The following is a 16,928-nucleotide window of genomic DNA, read 5'->3' as shown; positions in this document are numbered from 1 at the left end:
CTCGTCCTCCCATTGTGTCCTGCCATGCCGGCAAGCCCATCATGGAAGACTAGGAGGGCGACGCATGTCCCGCTTGGACGGGAACGTCCCTTCGATTGGACAAATCCGTCAGTGGCGGGCGACCGCGCCCGGCGTGGTGCCGTATCTCTTGCGGAACTCGCGATAGAAATAGGAAAGGTCGTTGAAGCCGGAATCGTAGGCAATGCCCGCGACCCCTTCCTTCGCCTGTTCCGGCAGGCGGCCGGAGAGCCGCGCATGCGCAAGCTCGAGGCGGCGATTGAGCAGCCGGTGGCCCGGGCTCTCGCCCAGAGCTTGGAAGTGCCGCTGCAGCATGCGCTCCGAGACGTTCAGCCGTGTGGCGAGCTCGCGCGGGCCGAAGCCGGGATCCTCGCGATGGCGGTCGATCAAGGCGAGTGCCCGCGACAACAGGGTCTCGAACCCGCGGCTGCCGGTCCGGCCCGCCTGAAGATAGGCGCCCATCAGGCACAGGAAGGCTTCCCGGAGCTGCACCTGAACATCGCGACTGGTCAGCATTTTCGTCAGCACCGCTCGCATGGCGACCCAGAGAGGGTCGTGCCGGTCGATCGCAACGCCGCCCATGCAGGACTGGCCAAAACGATGCAGCATCTCGTCGCGCGGCATATGCACCGAGATCTGGTTCGAGCGCCTTCCCTCGTAAACGAAGGACGAGGGTTCGACGGAATCGACGAGGAACATGTCTCCGGGTGCGAGCTCGAGCGACTGGTCTCCCTGCGTGACGCTGCAATGGCCCTCGTCCTGGACCAGCAGAAAGAGATGTTCGCCCGGATCCTGGCGGATCGATCGGACGCCGCGCTGCACATATCGGGCATCGAGCGCCACGACCGCGGCATCGAAGTATTCCATGCGCCGCAGCGAGACATCACCGGCCACTAGGCCTGTGCCCCGCATCGGCTCCAGATCGAAGGCGCCGCAAACATTTCGGATCTCGCCTTGCAAGATCTCGACCGGCAACGGCCTGTAGACCGGAACTGTAAGCGCCTGCATGCTCCCCTCCGTCGCGACGCGTTTGTTGTGACCTCATCACGCAAATTCCATGCCGATCCGGCGTCCGCGCACTCCCTCCTCGTCCCGCCGTTCTATGGAGGTCGTGCTCCCCCCAGACCACCTGCACATTTTTGGACTACAATGCCTCAACGAGAGGCGTCGGGAACCCGCCGCGCCGGGCGGCCTCGAGCAAGAGGTCGCAAGGCGGCTCGGCCAGCCCCTCGCCGGCAAGCGCGCGCAGTGCATCGACGACGTTACCGAGTCCATGGGCCTCTGCACAGTGCATCGGCCCGCCGCGCCAGCGCGGAAAGCCGTAGCCGTGGATCTTCACCAGGTCGATATCGGACGGCCGTAGCGCCGTGCCGTCCGCAAGGATGCGTGCTCCCTCGTTGACCATCGGCCAGAGAATGCAGTCGGCAATGGCGTCCTCGTTCCAGTCCCGCCGAGGCCGGCCCTTCGCCTCCTCGGCGATGACCGCCGCGACCGCATCCGAAGGCCGCGGCGTGCGGTCGCCTGGCTCGTAGTCATACCAGCCGCCGCCGCTCTTCTGGCCGAAGCGCTCGATCGCGCAAAGGCGATCGGCGATCGGCGCGAAGGGCGTCTCGCCGCGCGCACGCGCGGCCTTGCGCTGGAATGCCGCGATGTCGAGCCCGCCAAGGTCCTGCGCCTCGAAGGGTCCCATGGGAAGTCCGAAGGCACGCATGGCGGCGTCGACGGCCGCGGGCGTGGCGCCGGAGAGCAGCAGTCGCTCGGCCTGCGCCCTGGTGACCTTCAGGATACGGTTGCCGATGAACCCGTCGCATATGCCGGCGCGCACCGGGATCTTGTTCAGCATCCGCGCCAGCGCGAAGCCGGTCGCCAGCACCTCCGGCGCCGTCGCCTTGGTCGGCACGATTTCCAATAGCTTCATCACATGTGCCGGGCTGAAGAAATGCAGGCCCAGGAAGCGCTCCGGCCGGCGAACGCCCTCGGCGATCCGCTCGGGATCGAGATAGGAGGTGTTCGTCGCGAGGATGGCATCGTCACCGCAGCTGTCGGCAAGACGCGCAAAGACGTCCCGCTTCACGTCCATGTCCTCGAAGACCGCCTCGATAGCGAGATCGACATCGGCGAGCGCCGCGTAATCCGTGGTGGCGGTGATGCCCGCCATCCGCTCGGTTGCCACGTCAGCGGAAATGCGGCCGCGCTTTGCCGCGCCGTCGAAGATCGCCCGCAAGCTGGCGAGCCCTCGTTCGATTGCCGCACCATCGCGCTCGATCAGGATGACCGGCAGGCCGGAATCGCGCAGCGCCGCGGCAATGCCGGCGCCCATGGTGCCGCCGCCGATCACCGCCGTCGAACGGATCATGCGCGGCGCCACACCGGCAAGCTCCGGCGGCCGGGTCGCTGCCCGCTCGGCGAAGAAAACGTGACGGAGTGCGGCGGCCTGCGCCGAGCCGCGCAGCGCCAGGAACGTTTCGCGCTCGAAGGCGATCGCCGTGTCGAAGTCCGTCTCGGCGGCGCGCCGCATACAGGCCAGCGCTCTGAGAGGCGCATCTTCCCGTTTGGCGCGGGCCGAAACGGTCCTTTCCGCTGCCTCCCAGAAACCCGCAGGCGGTGGCGCGACGGGGCGATCGCAAAGCGCGGGGGGCAGCGGCCTGTCGAGAACAGCGCGGGCGAAGGCCGCGGCACCGGCGACGAGATCGTCCTCGATCAACGCGTCGAGCAATCCGGCCTCGTGGGCCTTGCGCGCCCCGAGCGGCTTCCCCGTCGTGACCATGTCGACCGCCGTCTCCACCTCGGCGATCCGCGGCAGACGCACCGTTCCGCCGGCGCCCGGCACGATGCCGAGGCGGACCTCCGGCAAGCCTACACTTGCCGAAGGAACCGCGACGCGGAAGCGGCAGCCGAGGGCGACTTCGAAGCCGCCGCCAAGCGCGCTGCCGTGGATGGCGGCGAGCCATGGCTTTGCCGCCCGCTCGATCCGCGACACGAGATCGGGCAGGTGCGGCGGCATCGGCGGCTTGCCGAATTCACCGACATCGGCCCCGGCAATGAAGGTGCGCCCGGCGCAGGTGAGCACCACCGCCTTCACCGACGGATCGGCATCGAGCGCCTCCGCCGCCTCAAGAAGAGCCTGGCGCACGACCTGCGACAGCGCGTTGACCGGAGGATTGTCTACGATGACGACGGCGATCTCGCCACGGTGTTCAATGCTAACGGCCATGGCTTAGATTCCTAGATAGGCTTCACGGATACGCTGGTCGGCGATGAGTTCGGCGGCCGGGCCGGTCATGGTGATGCGGCCGGTCTCCATCACATAGCCGCGGTCGGCGATCGACAGGGCACCGAAGGCGTTCTGCTCCACGAGGAGCACGGTGACGCCGAGCCCGCGCAGGCCTTTGACGACGTCGAAGATCTGCCGCACCAGGATTGGCGCGAGACCCATGCTCGGCTCATCGAGCAGCAGGCAGGACGGCCGCCCCATCAGCGCCCGCGCGATAGCCAGCATCTGCTGCTGCCCGCCCGAGAGGCCGCCGGCGGCGAGATTGCGCTTTTCTCTCAAGACCGGGAACATCGCGAAGGCATCCTCCATGTCGCGCGCCACCCGGTCGTCGGAGAACAGGTAGGCGCCGAGGCGGAGATTTTCCTCGACCGTCAGATTGGTGAAGATCTGCCGTCCTTCCGGCGATTGTGCCAGACCGCGCTCGAGGCGGCGATAGGCTGGAACCGCCATCAACGCCTCGCCTCGGAAGTGGATCGCTCCGCCGGAGACGGGCTGGATGCCGGAGAGACAGCGCAGCAGCGTCGTCTTGCCGGCGCCGTTGGCGCCGACCACCGCGACGATCTCGCCCGAGCCGATTTCGAGATCGATGCCGTGCAGGACCTCGATGCGCCCGTAGCGCGAGCGCAATCCCTCAACGGTGAGCATCGGCCGCCTCCCTCGCCTGCGGCCCGAGATAGGCTTCGATGACGCGCGGATCGCGCGACACTTTCGCCGGTTCACCTTCGGCAATCTTTTCGCCGTGGTCCAGGACGACGATATGGTTCGAGATGCGCATCACCATCTTCATGTCGTGCTCCACCAGCAGGATCGCGACACCTTCAGCCGCGACTTCGGCGATCAGCCGATCGATCTCCTCCGTCTCCACGGCATTGCAGCCCGCGGCCGGCTCATCGAGGAGAAGGACACGCGGTTTCAGCGCCAGCGCGCGAGCGATCTCGAGCCGCTTCAGCGCCCCATAGGAGAGCGACCCGGCCTCCTGGGCCTCCGCACGGCCGAGGCCAACCTGGTCGAGCAGCCTGCGTGAGCTCGCCTCGGCCTCGCGGGCACGGCGGCGGGATGACGGCAGGCCGAAGAGATCGGCGAGCACCGACCCCTTTTCGTGCAGATGATGCCCGGCAATTGCATTCTCCAGCACCGTCATCGCCTGGAATATCTGCAGGTTCTGGAAGGTGCGGGAAAGGCCCCGCCGCGCCAGCAGGTGCGGCTCCATGCCGGTCACGTCCTCGCCGGCAAGCTTCACGCGACCGTGCCCGGGCCGGTAGATGCCGGAGACCATGTTGAAGAGGGTCGTCTTGCCGGCGCCGTTCGGGCCGATCACCGAGACGATCTCGCCGGCATTGAGGGAAAAACTGACATCGCGGACGGCACGCAAGCCGCCGAATTCGATGCCCAGCCCTTCGACCTGAAGCAGATTCATTGACCCCTCCCCCGGATGTTGCGCGAAAGACTCGGCAGCAGGCCATCACGCATGAAGATCATCACCAGCATCATGACGAGACCGAGCATCACCTGCTCGTACTCCTGGAAGACCGTCAGGACCTGCGGCAGCGTCGTCAGGATCACCGCACCGCTGATCGCGCCGATGACCGAGCCGGCGCCGCCAAGCACCGTCATGGTGACGAGTTCGATCGAATGCATGTAGCCCGCCACGTCCGGCGTGATGAACTTGTTCTGCAGCGCCAGCAGCGAGCCTGAGATCGAGGCATAAACGGCCGAGATCACGAAGGCCTGCAGCTTGGACCGGGCCACGTCGACGCCGACCGTCCGGGCCGCGACCTCCGATCCATGGAGCGCGCGCAAGGCCCGTCCGGTGGGGCTATAATAGAGGTTCAAAGCGAGCCAGGCGCCGATGACGAGCACGACAGCTGAGAAGGCATACCAGAAGGCGGCGTTGGAGAGATCGATGCCGACCGACTTGAGCAGGGCCCGCAATCCCGGATCGGGCACCGTCATCCCGTCCGGGCCGCCGGTGAGCCCCGCCTCGTTGGCGAGCACCATCGACACCAGGGCGCCGAAACCGAGGCTTGCCACCGCCAGATAATAGCCCTTCAGCCGCAGGATCGGCCGGCCGACCAGCCAGGCGATCGCGCCCGACAGCGCGGCGCCGAGGCCGGCAGCAACGAGCGGATTGAGCCCGAGATGAACCGGCGCCAAGGCACAGGCATAGGCGCCGATGCCGACGAAGCCGGCGTGGCCGAGGCTGATCTGGCCGGCATAGCCGATCAGAACGACGAGACCGGTCACCGCCAGCCCGTTGACGAAGATCAGCGAGCCGACCCGAAAATAGTAGGAGGACGGGAAGAACAGCGGCGCCAGCGCAATCAGTGCGGCGAGCGCGAGCAAAGTGTTTGTCTTCGACGAGAGCCGCATGGCTACACCCGATCCGTTGCTTGCCGGCCGAACAGCCCCTGAGGCATGGCAAAGAGCACGGCGAGGATGATCACGAAGGCGGCGGCATCCTTGTATTGCGAGCTGAGATAGCCGGCGGTCAGCGCCTCGACGACGCCGAGCAGCAGCCCTCCGACCAGCGCACCCTTGGGATTGCCCATCCCGCCCAGCATCGCTGCCGCGAACCCTTTCAGGGCAAGGGCGATGCCGATGTCGTAGCCGGTGAGCGTAATCGGCGTGACGAGCACGCCGGCAAGCGCGCCGATCGCCGCCGACAGCGCGAAACTGAGCGTCATCACGTATCTGGTGTTGATGCCGACGAGCTGCGCGGCAATGCGATTGTTGGCGGTGGCGAGAACCGCCCGGCCGGTGAGGGTCCGGGTGAAGAACAGCCACAGGCCGACAAAGACCGCCAGCGCCCCCGCGATCACCCAGACGCTCTGCGGCAGGACCGTCGCGCCCATGATCTGAATGGGCGTGTCGCCGGAGAAGGCCGGGAAGCGGTGGAGCTGCTTGTCGAAGGCGATCTGCGTCAGACCGCGGATGAGAATCGACGCACCGATGGTGATGATGATCAGCGAGACGACCGGCGCGCCCCGCGCAGGCTCGATGGCGAGCTTGTTCAGCGCCACACCGATCGCCGCCGTCGCCAGGATGGCGATCGCCGCCGCGAGCGGCAGCGGGATCCCCGCTTCGAAGGAGAAGACGGTGAACATGCCGCCGAGCATCACGAATTCGCCTTGGGCAAAGTTCACGACGTCGGAGGCGTTATAGATGATGGTGAAGCCCAGGGCGACCAGCGCATAGACCGCGCCGACGGTCACCCCGGACAGGATGAATTGCATGAGTTCGGGCATGGATGCCTCCGCTACGGCACGCGACGATCTGTCGACCGGACGCGCGCCGCGCGTCCGGTATCCCACGATTGCCGACCTATTCGACGAGCTTCCAGCCGCCGTCCTTGATCTCGAGCATCCGAAAGGCGCTGAGGTCGAGGCCGAGATGGTCCTCCTCCGACATGGTCACGACGCCGGTGGTGCCGACGAGACCGGATGTGGCTTCGATCGCGTCGCGGATCGCCTGCGGCTCCGCCTTGCCGGCCCGGTTGATCGCATCGACGAGGATGCGCAGCGCGTCGTGCGCATAGCCGCCAAAGGTCGAGACCGGCTTGCCGGTCGCCGCCTCGTAGCTCGCCTTGTAGGCGGTGACGACCGGGCGCTGCGGATCGTTCTCGGGCAGCAGCTTCGCCACCAGCAGCGCCGTGCCAGGCAGGCGGATGCCCTCGGCGGCGGGCGCGCCGGCAAGCTCGATGAAGCCGTCCGAGGCCACACCATGCGACTGGTAGAGCGGCAGGCCGACTGCGAGCTGCTGATAGTTGCGCGTGACGATCGCCGGCCCCTGTCCGAAACCGGCGTTCAGGACCGCCTGCACGCCTTCCTTGCCCTTGATGTTGGTAAGCTGCGGCGTCATGTCGGCGTCGCTCGGACCGTAGGTCTCGTCGGCGATGACCTCGATGCCGTAGTCGCCGACGATCTGGAGGCACTGCTTGTGCATCGACGCGCCGAAACCGTCGGAACCCGAAATCATGCCGATCTTGGTCAGGCCGCGCGCCTTCATGTCCTCGAAGATCTTGGCGCAGGCCATGCGATCGGTGTGGGGCGTCTTGAAGGTGAAGGGACGGACGGGATCGATGATCTCGATGGCGCCGGCAAGCGAAATGAAGGGAATCTCCGCATCCTCGAAGACCTGCAGGACTGCCATGGAGGTACCGGTCGTCGTGCCGCCGATCACGGCAACGACTTCATCGTCTTCGACGAGACGGGTGGCGAAGGTACGCGCCTTGTTCGGGTCGCCGCCATCGTCATAGACGATCAGTTCGATCTTCTCGCCGTTGACGCCGCCCGCGGCATTGATCTCGTCGACGAGCAGCTTCAGCGTCTTGGCCTCGGGATCGCCGAGGAAGGCGGCGGGGCCGGTCTCCGAAAGCGTCGCACCGATGCGGATATCGGCCATCGCCGGAGCCGCGAGGTTGAAGCCAAGCGCCAGCGTTGTTAGCGCAGTCGTGGTGTGCAGTCTCATGTCGGCATCTCCTCCCAGAGTGCAGGTGTCAAGACTATTGCTTAAGTTCGCCGCCTATGCCGCCACTGGACGGCGCCACATCACGACGCGGAAGCGGTTGGCGACGAAGGCCGTGTCCGTCAGGCTGGCATTGCCGGCCGGGTTGGCGCCGGTGACGTGGAAATCACTGAACGCGGCGCTCTGGTTGACGAATATCCCGCCGGTCAGATTGACGGACAGGTTCACGCCCGCCCCCGCAAAGGCGTCGGCCGCCGCGGCAATGCGTGCCTCGTCGGTATCGTAGAACGCTGCGGTAATGGCGCCCTTGCTGCGGGCAAGATCTGCTGCGCGCGCGACGCCCTCCGCGGCGTTCTCCACGGCCACCACGAAGGAAATCGGACCGAAGCGCTCCTTCTCATGGGCGGATGTTTGATCGGCGTTCACCGCGAGAATCAGCGGCGTCGCAGTGCGCGCGCCTTCGGCGCCCGGGAGCGGCGCAGAGTCGCGGACGATGCGGCCGAGACTGCGCGCCGCCTCGATCCGCCCGAGCGTTGCCGGATTGGCGATGGCGCCGCAGACGCCGGCGGCGCGCGCCGGATCGGCGATGAGCGCGTCGACCGCCGCAGCAATGCCCGCCGCGACCGCTTCGAAGCTCTTCGGCCCCTCATCGGTTTTGATACCGCCGCGCGGCATGTAGATGTTCTGCGGCGCGGTGCACATCTGGCCGCTATAGAGCGACAGCGAGAAGGCGATATTGGCGCACATGTCGGCAAAGTCGTCGGTCGCGCCGATCACGATGGAGTTGACGCCGGTCTCCTCGGAGTAGACCTGCCGCGTCGCTGCATTGTTGCGCACCCAGTCGCCGAAAAGACTGGAGCCGGTGTAGTCGACGATGGCGACCGCAGGGTGCGCGACAAGATCGCGGGTGATTTCCGCGCCGGGCTCGTCGGCCGCAAGCAGGACCACGTCGGCGGGATGGCCTTCTTCGGCAAGGACCTCGCGGGCCACCAGGACCGTGAGAGCGAGCGGCAGGATGGCGCCCGGATGCGGCTTGACGATCACCGTATTGCCGGTCGCAAGGCTCGCGAACAGGCCGGGATAGCTGTTCCAGGTCGGGAAGGTCTGGCAAGCGACCACCAGCGACACGCCGCGCGGCACGATGCGCCAGTGCTTCTCAAGCACGATCGGCTCACCCTTGCCCTGCGGCTTCGCCCAGGTCGCACTCCGAGGCGTGCGCGTCATCTCGGCCCAGGCATAGGCGACGGCTTCCAGGCCGCGATCCTGCGCATGCGGGCCGCCCGCCTGGAAGGCCATGGCGAAGGCCTGCCCCGTCGTGTGCATCACCGCATTGGCCATCTCAAAGCTCATGCGGTTGAGGCGCGCCAGAATTTCCAGGCAGACACCGACCCGCGCCTCCGGCGAGGCATTGCCCCATGCGGCTGCCGCGCCTTTGGAGGCGGCCATGAGGGCATCCGCGTCGGCCGCCGGATAGGTGATGCCGAGCGACGGTCCGTAGGGCGAGACTTCCTTGCCGACCCTCTTTGCACCGGGATGCCCGGGCAGGTTGAACGCCTTGCCGAGACGTGCCTGGTAGGCGGAGAGGCCACCGTCCTTGGCGGTCTCTCCATAGATCTTGCCGCTCGGTATTTCCGGAAAGGCGGACCAATAGCCGCGATCCTGCGCCGCCTGCAAGGCCGCGCCGAGCACCGTGCGGTGCCGGTCGAATAGGTCGCTCATGTCCATTCCTCCCTGCTGCTGGGATTATCATTGACTGACCGGTCGGTTTATGCAAGTGTTTTTTTCAGGCCGCCCATCCAGCTGGCGGCAGGGAGGAATCATGGCCGAATCCGACACCGTCCTGTCGGCGCTTGACGCCGGCGTGCTGCGCCTGACGCTCAACCGCCCCGACAAGCTGAACGCCTTCAACGAGGAAATGCATCTGGCGCTGCGCGCTGGTTTCGGGCGCGCTCACTCGGATGACACGGTGCGGGCCGTGCTGCTGACGGGCGCCGGGCGCGGCTTCTCCGCCGGCCAGGATCTCGGCGATCGTGACCCGCGCAAGGGCGGTACGCCCGACCTCGGCCACACGATCGAGACCTTTTACAATCCGCTCCTCAGGCTGATCCGCAGCCTCGAAAAGCCCATCATCTGCGCCGTCAACGGCGTAGCCGCCGGCGCCGGCGCCAACATCGCTTTCGCCTGCGACATCACCCTTGCGGCCCGCTCGGCCCGCTTTGTCCAGGCCTTTGCGAAGATCGGCCTGGTGCCCGACTCCGGCGGCACCTGGAGCCTGCCGCGGCTGATCGGCGAGGCCCGCGCCAAGGCGCTGGCGCTGACGGCAGAGCCGCTCGATGCGGAGACGGCGGCGAACTGGGGGCTTATCTGGCGCGCCGTCGACGACGCGGCGCTGATGGACGAGGCCTCGGCGCTTGCCGCCCGTCTCGCCGCCGGCCCGACCAAGGGGCTTGGCATGACCAAGCGGGCGATCCAGGCTGCCGCCGTCAATTCCTTCGACGAGCAGCTCGAGCTCGAACGCGACCTGCAGCGCGAAGCGGGCCGCAGCGGCGACTATGCCGAGGGCGTGACAGCCTTCCTGGAAAAGCGCAAGCCGGAGTTCAAGGGGCGATGATGGACGCGGCAAGAATGAACGCCGAGGAGCTCGCCAGCGCCTGCGCCCGTGTCATGTGGGACGACGACCAGGCGTCGCAGCGGCTCGGCATGGCGCTCGATCGCGTTACGCCGGGTACGGCAACAATCTCGATGACGATTACGTCGGAGATGACCAACGGTCACGGCACCTGCCACGGCGGCTACATCTTCACCCTCGCCGATTCCGCCTTTGCCTTTGCCTGCAACAGCTACAACCAGCGCGCCGTCGCCCAGCACTGCTCGGTCACCTATATCGCGCCGGCCTTCGAGGGCGACCGGCTGACGGCGGCGGCCAGCGAGATTTCGCGGCGCGGCCGCGGCGGCATCTACGACATCCGCATCACCAACCAGCTCGGCGAACACATCGCCGAGTTCCGCGGCCATTCGCGCACCGTCAAGGGCACGCACCTGCCGCAAGCAGACGGCGCACCGGAGGCGTGAGCGCCGCCATACTTTGAAAGCTGCATGATTCCGCGGGCCAATGGCAATGCGGGTATCATGCGGGAGGACAATTCCCGGAGGAGAGATTCATGGAAGACCTTTCACCCCGCCCCGGCGATCTCGAGCCGATCGAAACCGCGTCGCGCGACGAGATCGCCGCGCTTCAATTGGAGCGGATGAAATGGTCGCTCGCCCATGCCTATGAGAACTCGCCCTTCTACCGCGCGCGCTTCGACGCGGCCGGCGTCCATCCGTCCGATCTGAAGACGCTCGCCGATCTCGCAAAATTCCCCTTCACCACCAAGCAGGACCTTCGCGAAAGCTATCCCTTCGGCATGTTCGCCGTTCCGCGCGAGAAGCTCTGCCGCATCCACGCTTCTTCGGGAACGACCGGCAAGCCGACTGTCGTCGGCTATACGCTGAAGGACATCGATAGCTGGGCGAACGTCGTGGCGCGCTCGATCCGCGCCTCCGGCGGCAGGCCCGGCGACATCGTCCATGTCGCCTATGGCTACGGCCTCTTCACCGGAGGGCTTGGGGCCCATTACGGCGCGGAAAGGCTCGGTTGCACCGTCGTGCCGATCTCCGGCGGCATGACCGAGCGGCAGGTGACGCTGATGGCGGACTTTAAGCCGCGCATCATCATGGTCACCCCCTCCTACATGCTCTCCATCCTCGACGAGTTCCGCCGTCAAGGGCGGGACCCGCGCGAGAGTTCGCTCGCCGTCGGCATCTTCGGCGCGGAGCCATGGACGAATGCCATGCGCGAGGAGATCGAGCATGCCTTCGACATGCATGCCGTCGACATTTACGGCCTTTCGGAGGTCATGGGGCCCGGCGTTGCCAACGAATGCGTGGAGACCAAGGACGGACTGCATATCTGGGAAGACCATTTCTATCCCGAGATCATCGATCCGGTGACCGACGAGGTGCTGCCGGACGGCGAGATGGGCGAACTCGTCTTCACGACGCTGACCAAGGAAGGCCTGCCGATGATCCGATACCGCACCCGCGATCTGACGCGGTTGCTGCCCGGCACGGCGCGTTCGATGCGCCGCATCGAGAAGATCACCGGCCGCTCGGACGACATGATGATCCTGCGCGGCGTCAATGTCTTCCCGACCCAGATCGAGGAGCAGATCCTGAAATGCCGCGGCCTGGCGCCGCACTTCCAGATCGAGCTGACGCGCACGGGCCGGATGGACAACATGACCGTCCACGTCGAATGCACGATCGAGGCGGCGGACGAAACCGCGCGAGCCGGATCGGCGCGCGAACTCGCCCACCACATCAAGAGCGTCGTCGGTGTCAGCACCAGGATCGAGGTACATGATCCGGGCGGCATCGCCCGCTCGGAAGGAAAGGCAAAAAGGGTCGTCGACAACCGCCCGAAGGAATGACAGGAGCGACGGCACGCGTAGACCATAGAGACGGGAGGACTTTACGGTTCTCCCTTATTCGTGGGATTGAGCAGGTAGAGAGTGAGAGCAGGATCAACATGGCACGAACACGCGCAGTCGATTTCGAGGAGAAGCAGCGCGGCATTCTGACGAGCGCCGCCGCAGTGTTCGCCGAAATGGGGATGGAAAAGGCCTCGATGGCGCAGATCGCTGCTCACAGCAACGTCTCGAAAGCACTGCTTTATCACTATTATCCGAGCAAGGACGCGCTGATCTTCGATATCGTTCGCACGCACCTTGCCGAGCTCGACGCGGCCATAGAAGCTGCCGACCGGCCGGATCTCGCTCCGGGGGAACGGTTGCGGCTGCTCGTGCGCCAGGTGCTCGAAAACTATCGCGACGCCGACGACCAGCACAAGGTGCAGCTGAACGGCACGAGCGCGCTCTCGCCCGAGCAGATGGCCGAGATTCGCGCCATCGAGCGACGCATCGTCAAGCGCTTCTCGAGCGTGCTCAACGACATCAATCCGGATCTCAATAATGATCGTCCACTGCTGATGCCGGTGACGATGTCGCTGTTCGGCATGATGAACTGGGTCTATATGTGGTTCCGCCCCGACGGCCCGATCAGCCGGGACGAATATGCCGAGATCGCCACGACCCTGATCCTGGAGGGCGTCAAGGCGGTGCGCTGACTTTTCGCGCCCTCGTGCGTGGACCGCATCCCCTCTGATAAGACGCGCGGCGCTGTAGGCGCGACGTCGCTATCCTCTCGTCTTCGCCACCATCGTCAGTACATCGTACTGCGCCACGGTCGCGCCCGTCTGGTTGGTGACGCGGCAGTCCCAGCGGACCTCGCCATGCTCGGCATTGATCCGGGGATTGATCTCCTTGCAGGTGAGCGCGACCTGCAGCGTGTCGCCGGGATAGACCGGCGTCAGGAGGCGCAAATTGTCGACGCCGTAATTCGCGAGCACCGGCCCGGGGGCCGGATCGACGAAGAGCCCGGCGGCGAAGGAGACGATCAGGTAGCCATGCGCGACGCGTCCGTCGAAGAACGGATTCGCCCGCGCCGCCTCCTCGTCCATGTGGGCGTAGAAGGTGTCGCCGGTGAAATTGGCGAAATGCTCGATGTCCTCGAGCGTCACCGTGCGGGTCGCCGTCACCAGCTGGTCGCCGATCCGGAGCTCGGCAAGCGACTTGCGGAACGGATGTTCGCCGTCGGCGCGCACCGGGGCACCCTCGATCCATCGGCCGGTGACCGCCGAGAGCAGCCCCGGTGCTCCCTGGACGGCCGTACGCTGCATGTAGTGCTTGACGCCCCGGATGCCGCCGAGCTCCTCGCCGCCGCCGGCCCTTCCCGGGCCGCCATGGACGAGGCCCGGCAGCGGCGAACCGTGCCCGGTCGAGGTCTTGGCGCTCAAGCGGTTGCCGATCATCACCCGGCCATTGAATGACGCGATGCCGAGCACCAGCTCCTCTGCAATACGAGGATCATTGGTGAAGACGGAGGTGACGAGGCTGCCCTTGCCGCGCTTCACAAGATCCACAGCTTCTTCCGCGGTATCGTAAGGCATGACGGTGCTGACCGGACCAAAAGCCTCGACATCGTGCACGGCCCGCGCGGCGCCGGGCTTGCCGCAATAAAGCAGGACCGGATTGAGAAAGGCGCCCGCTTCCGCGTCGCCGGAAACCACCTGGGGGTTCGTGGGATCGCCGGCGACGATCTCCGCATCGGCGGCAAGATCGCGGATGCGCGCCCTGACCTCCTCGCGCTGCCCGAGGCTTGCGAGCGGCCCCATCCGCACGCTCTCGGCAGCGGGGTTGCCGAGCGGAACCTTGGCAAGTCGTTCGCCCAGTGCCGCGATAAGCGCATCGCAATGGGCACGCGGTGCGATGACGCGGCGAATGGCGGTGCATTTCTGCCCGGCCTTGGCGGTCATCTCGCGAGCGACCTCCTTGACGAAGAGATCGAATTCCTCCGTCCCGGGGCCTGCGTCGAGACCGAGAACGGCCGCGTTGAGACTATCGGCCTCCATGGTGAAGCGCACGGAATTCTCGATGATCGCGGGATGCGTCTTCAGCTTGCGCCCGGTCGCGGCCGAGCCCGTGAAGGTGACTACGTCCTGTCCGTCGAGGTGATCGAGAAGATCGCCGACCGAACCGCAGACGAGCTGCACGGCTCCTTCCGGAAGCAATCCGGTCTCCACCATTCGCCGCACCACGAGCTCCGTGAGATAGGCTGTCTGGCTTGCCGGCTTCACGATCGCAGGCATGCCTGCAAGCAGCGTCGGCGCCAGCTTCTCGAGCATCCCCCAACAGGGAAAGTTGAAGGCGTTGATGTGGATCGCCACGCCTTCGAGCGGCGTCAGGATGTGCCGGGCCGAAAACGTGCCGTCTCGCGACAGCGTCTCGACCTCACCATCGACCAGCACCCGGGTGTTCGGCAATTCCCGTTTGCCCTTGGAGGCATAGGAGAACAGCGTGCCGATGCCGCCCTCGATGTCGATCCAGCTGTCTGTCCTGGTGGCGCCGGTGGGGGTCGAGAGCGCGTAGAACTCCTCCTTTCGATCCATCAACGCCTCAGCGAGCGCCTTCAGCATCGCCGCCCGTTCATGGAACGACATGCGACGGAGCGCCGGACCGGCCTTTTCGCGCCCATAGGCGAGTGCGGCGGCAAAGTCGATGCCGGTGGAATCGATCATCGCCACCGGCGCGCCGGTCGCGGCGTCGAGCAGCGCCGCGCCGTCGCTGGCACCCCTCATCCAGGCGCCGCCGACATAGCTTTCAAGCCGACGGGCACGATCTGCCAGTATGTTCATCGAATATTCCTTCCGTCAGTTCAGGTTCAGCGCGGCAAGCTCGGCGTCGGTGGCCTTCTGCCACGCGGCGAGCAGCGCCTCATTGGGCGTGTGGCGCAACCCGAGTCGGGCGAGCATGTCGTAGCGGGTCGAGCCGGAAAGGCCGAAGCTCGCGGCAACCCGCGGACGCCAATAGGCGACCGCTTCCCGGGCAGCACGGCGCCCCTCCTCCGTCTCGGCAATTCGTTTCAGCCCGTCGATGCCGAGTTCGGCGTGGCGGGTTTCGCGCGGCAAAATCGCCCGGAGGACTTCGGCAAGCGGCTGGTAGGAGACGCGCGCCAGTTCGCCGAGCTGAATGACGACCGCCTTGCCCATCAGCACGTTCATGACGACCGCATCGATCCAGCCTTCGAGCGGGTAGTGGAGGACCGAAAGCCGCATGTCGCCGCCGCGGCGCTCCGCACCGATATCGGCATTGCGGGGAAGCCGCGCCGACCACGGGTGATGGACCGCATAACGCACCGTATCGGCACCAAAATCGCCCATGATCTCGAGCACCCGCCCCGCATGGTCCGCCTTTTCCAACACGATCCGCGCCGCCGCGATGCGCTCCTTGATCCCCGGAGCATCGTTGATGACATCGGCGAAGCCGGCAGAACCGGCGAGTTCGCTGTCGACGAAGCTCGCCATCAGCCGGAGAAGTTCGCCGCGATAGCGCGGCGGCACGTTGTCCGGCGAGGTGAGCAGGCCGCCCTGGGCAAGATAGTCCTCGATCGGCATCGTTTCATCGGACATGGAACTTCTCCCTGGGAGCATCACTGGTCGTAGCTGACGACGATGCGGTCGCTCAGCGGATAGCATTGGCAGGTCAGCACATAGCCCTGCTCGACCTCGTAGTCCTCCAGCGCATGGTTGGTCTCCATCTCCACCTCGCCCTCGACCACTTTGGCGCGGCAGGTAGAACAGACGCCCGCCTTGCAGGCGTATGGCGCATCCAGCCTGTTTTCGAGTGCGGCTTCGAGGAGGCTCTGCCCCTGTTTCGGAAAGCTGAAGTTGCGGGTCGTACCATCGAGGGTGACGGTCGCCTCGCAACTCGATTGCCTGTCGGCACCGGCAGCACTTGCGACCTTGCGCCGTGCACGGCCGGGCTGCGAGGACGCGAACAGCTCGAACTTGATCTGCTCGTCGCCAAGTCCGTGCGCGCGCAGCGCCGCGGCGATCGCCAGCATCATCGGTTCCGGGCCGCAGATGAAGACGGTGTCGACCGATTTCAGATCGATCCAGCTGCGGAACAGCGCCTCGCATTTCTCCGCGTCGACCCGTCCGGTAAAAAGGTCGATATCCTGGGCTTCGCTTTCGAGGACATGCAATGCCGCAAACCGCCCGAGATAGAGGTTCTTGAGGTCTTCGAGCTCCTCGCGAAACATGATCGAGCTGACGTGTCGGTTGGCATAGACCAGCGTGAACTGGGACCGCGGCTCGCGCGCAAGCGTCGTCTTGATGATCGAGAGGAGCGGCGTGATGCCGCTGCCGCCGGCAAAGCCGAGATAGTGTTTTGCCGCATCCGGCTCAATCGGCGTGAAGAAGCCCCCCATCGGCGGCATCGCTTCCAGCATCTCGCCGCGCTTGAGCTCCTCGTTCGCCCAGGTGGAGAAGCAGCCGCCGTCGACGCGCTTGATGCCGACCCTCAGCACACCTTCGTCCTTTCCGGCGCAGATCGAATAGGAGCGGCGCAGCTCCTCGCCGTCGAACATCCGGCGAAACGTCAGGTACTGGCCTTGCGTGAAATCGAAGGCGGCGCGGTCTTCTTCCCGCGGCATGAGCGTCACGACCACGGCATCGCGCGTTTCGCGCCGGACTTCGGTGACTTGCAGGGGGTGGAAACGTGCCATTTAAGCG

The 16,928-nt window shown here is 66.0% G+C and carries 15 protein-coding genes; 4 read left to right on the top strand and 11 right to left on the bottom strand.

Features of this window, described 5'->3' with window-relative positions; all coding sequences use genetic code 11:
• Positions 1 to 108: 108 nt before the first annotated feature.
• The 8 genes from CO656_RS05580 to paaN form a co-directional block, all read right to left on the bottom strand.
• Complete coding sequence (locus tag CO656_RS05580; protein WP_097525103.1) at positions 109 to 1,026, bottom strand: helix-turn-helix domain-containing protein; 918 nt, start codon at positions 1,024 to 1,026, stop codon at positions 109 to 111.
• 136 nt (positions 1,027 to 1,162) lie between these two features.
• Positions 1,163 to 3,232: a 3-hydroxyacyl-CoA dehydrogenase NAD-binding domain-containing protein gene (locus tag CO656_RS05575; protein WP_097525102.1), complete on the bottom strand. Its 2,070-nt coding sequence runs from the start codon at positions 3,230 to 3,232 to the stop codon at positions 1,163 to 1,165.
• Positions 3,233 to 3,235: 3 nt separating this feature from the next.
• Entirely contained in the window at positions 3,236 to 3,937 is a 702-nt protein-coding gene (locus CO656_RS05570) for an ABC transporter ATP-binding protein (protein WP_097525101.1), read from the bottom strand.
• Positions 3,924 to 4,709, bottom strand: a complete 786-nt coding sequence (locus CO656_RS05565) for an ABC transporter ATP-binding protein (protein WP_097525100.1) — start codon at positions 4,707 to 4,709, stop codon at positions 3,924 to 3,926. Before CO656_RS05565 ends, CO656_RS05570 begins: the two co-directional genes overlap by 14 nt.
• On the bottom strand, positions 4,706 to 5,662 hold the full coding sequence (locus tag CO656_RS05560; RefSeq protein ID WP_097525099.1) for a branched-chain amino acid ABC transporter permease: 957 nt from the start codon (positions 5,660 to 5,662) through the stop codon (positions 4,706 to 4,708). The genes CO656_RS05565 and CO656_RS05560 overlap by 4 nt, the downstream gene beginning before the upstream one ends.
• Positions 5,663 to 5,664: 2 nt before the next feature.
• On the bottom strand, positions 5,665 to 6,537 hold the full coding sequence (locus CO656_RS05555; RefSeq protein ID WP_097525098.1) for a branched-chain amino acid ABC transporter permease: 873 nt from the start codon (positions 6,535 to 6,537) through the stop codon (positions 5,665 to 5,667).
• Positions 6,538 to 6,613: 76 nt separating this feature from the next.
• Positions 6,614 to 7,759, bottom strand: coding sequence for an ABC transporter substrate-binding protein (locus tag CO656_RS05550; protein ID WP_097525097.1), 1,146 nt, complete (start codon positions 7,757 to 7,759; stop codon positions 6,614 to 6,616).
• Positions 7,760 to 7,813: 54 nt separating this feature from the next.
• Positions 7,814 to 9,475, bottom strand: coding sequence for a phenylacetic acid degradation protein PaaN (paaN, locus tag CO656_RS05545; RefSeq protein WP_097525096.1), 1,662 nt, complete (start codon positions 9,473 to 9,475; stop codon positions 7,814 to 7,816).
• A 100-nt stretch (positions 9,476 to 9,575) separates the two neighbouring features.
• On the opposite strand from paaN, the gene paaG reads away from it, so the two are divergent.
• From paaG to CO656_RS05525, 4 genes are all read left to right on the top strand, one after another.
• On the top strand, positions 9,576 to 10,367 hold the full coding sequence (paaG, locus tag CO656_RS05540; protein WP_097525095.1) for a 2-(1,2-epoxy-1,2-dihydrophenyl)acetyl-CoA isomerase PaaG: 792 nt from the start codon (positions 9,576 to 9,578) through the stop codon (positions 10,365 to 10,367).
• On the top strand, positions 10,364 to 10,828 hold the full coding sequence (gene paaI / locus CO656_RS05535; RefSeq protein WP_179864712.1) for a hydroxyphenylacetyl-CoA thioesterase PaaI: 465 nt from the start codon (positions 10,364 to 10,366) through the stop codon (positions 10,826 to 10,828). The genes paaG and paaI overlap by 4 nt, the downstream gene beginning before the upstream one ends.
• Positions 10,829 to 10,917: 89 nt before the next feature.
• On the top strand, positions 10,918 to 12,228 hold the full coding sequence (gene paaK / locus CO656_RS05530) for a phenylacetate--CoA ligase PaaK (protein WP_097525093.1): 1,311 nt from the start codon (positions 10,918 to 10,920) through the stop codon (positions 12,226 to 12,228).
• 98 nt (positions 12,229 to 12,326) lie between these two features.
• Positions 12,327 to 12,923, top strand: coding sequence for a TetR/AcrR family transcriptional regulator (locus CO656_RS05525; protein ID WP_037414445.1), 597 nt, complete (start codon positions 12,327 to 12,329; stop codon positions 12,921 to 12,923).
• A gap of 69 nt (positions 12,924 to 12,992) precedes the next feature.
• Here the strand turns inward: CO656_RS05525 and paaZ are convergent, their stop codons facing one another.
• Genes paaZ through paaE form a run of 3 tightly spaced genes read right to left on the bottom strand, consistent with a single transcriptional unit; the run spans position 12,993 to position 16,921 of the window.
• The gene (gene paaZ / locus CO656_RS05520) at positions 12,993 to 15,050 is read right to left on the bottom strand and encodes a phenylacetic acid degradation bifunctional protein PaaZ (protein WP_097525092.1); all 2,058 of its coding nucleotides are present in this window, start codon (positions 15,048 to 15,050) and stop codon (positions 12,993 to 12,995) included.
• Between the two features lie 15 nt (positions 15,051 to 15,065).
• Positions 15,066 to 15,824 carry a Phenylacetic acid catabolic protein gene (locus tag CO656_RS05515; RefSeq protein WP_037414442.1) on the bottom strand — a complete coding sequence of 253 codons (759 nt, stop codon included), beginning with the start codon at positions 15,822 to 15,824 and terminating at the stop codon, positions 15,066 to 15,068.
• 20 nt (positions 15,825 to 15,844) lie between these two features.
• Positions 15,845 to 16,921: a 1,2-phenylacetyl-CoA epoxidase subunit PaaE gene (gene paaE / locus CO656_RS05510; RefSeq protein ID WP_097525091.1), complete on the bottom strand. Its 1,077-nt coding sequence runs from the start codon at positions 16,919 to 16,921 to the stop codon at positions 15,845 to 15,847.
• Positions 16,922 to 16,928 lie beyond the last annotated feature (7 nt).

Source organism: Sinorhizobium sp. FG01 (genome assembly GCF_002531875.1).
Classification (GTDB): domain Bacteria; phylum Pseudomonadota; class Alphaproteobacteria; order Rhizobiales; family Rhizobiaceae; genus Sinorhizobium; species Sinorhizobium fredii_C.
Note: the sequence above shows the minus strand (reverse complement) of the source record. Positions and strands in the feature narration are given on the sequence as shown.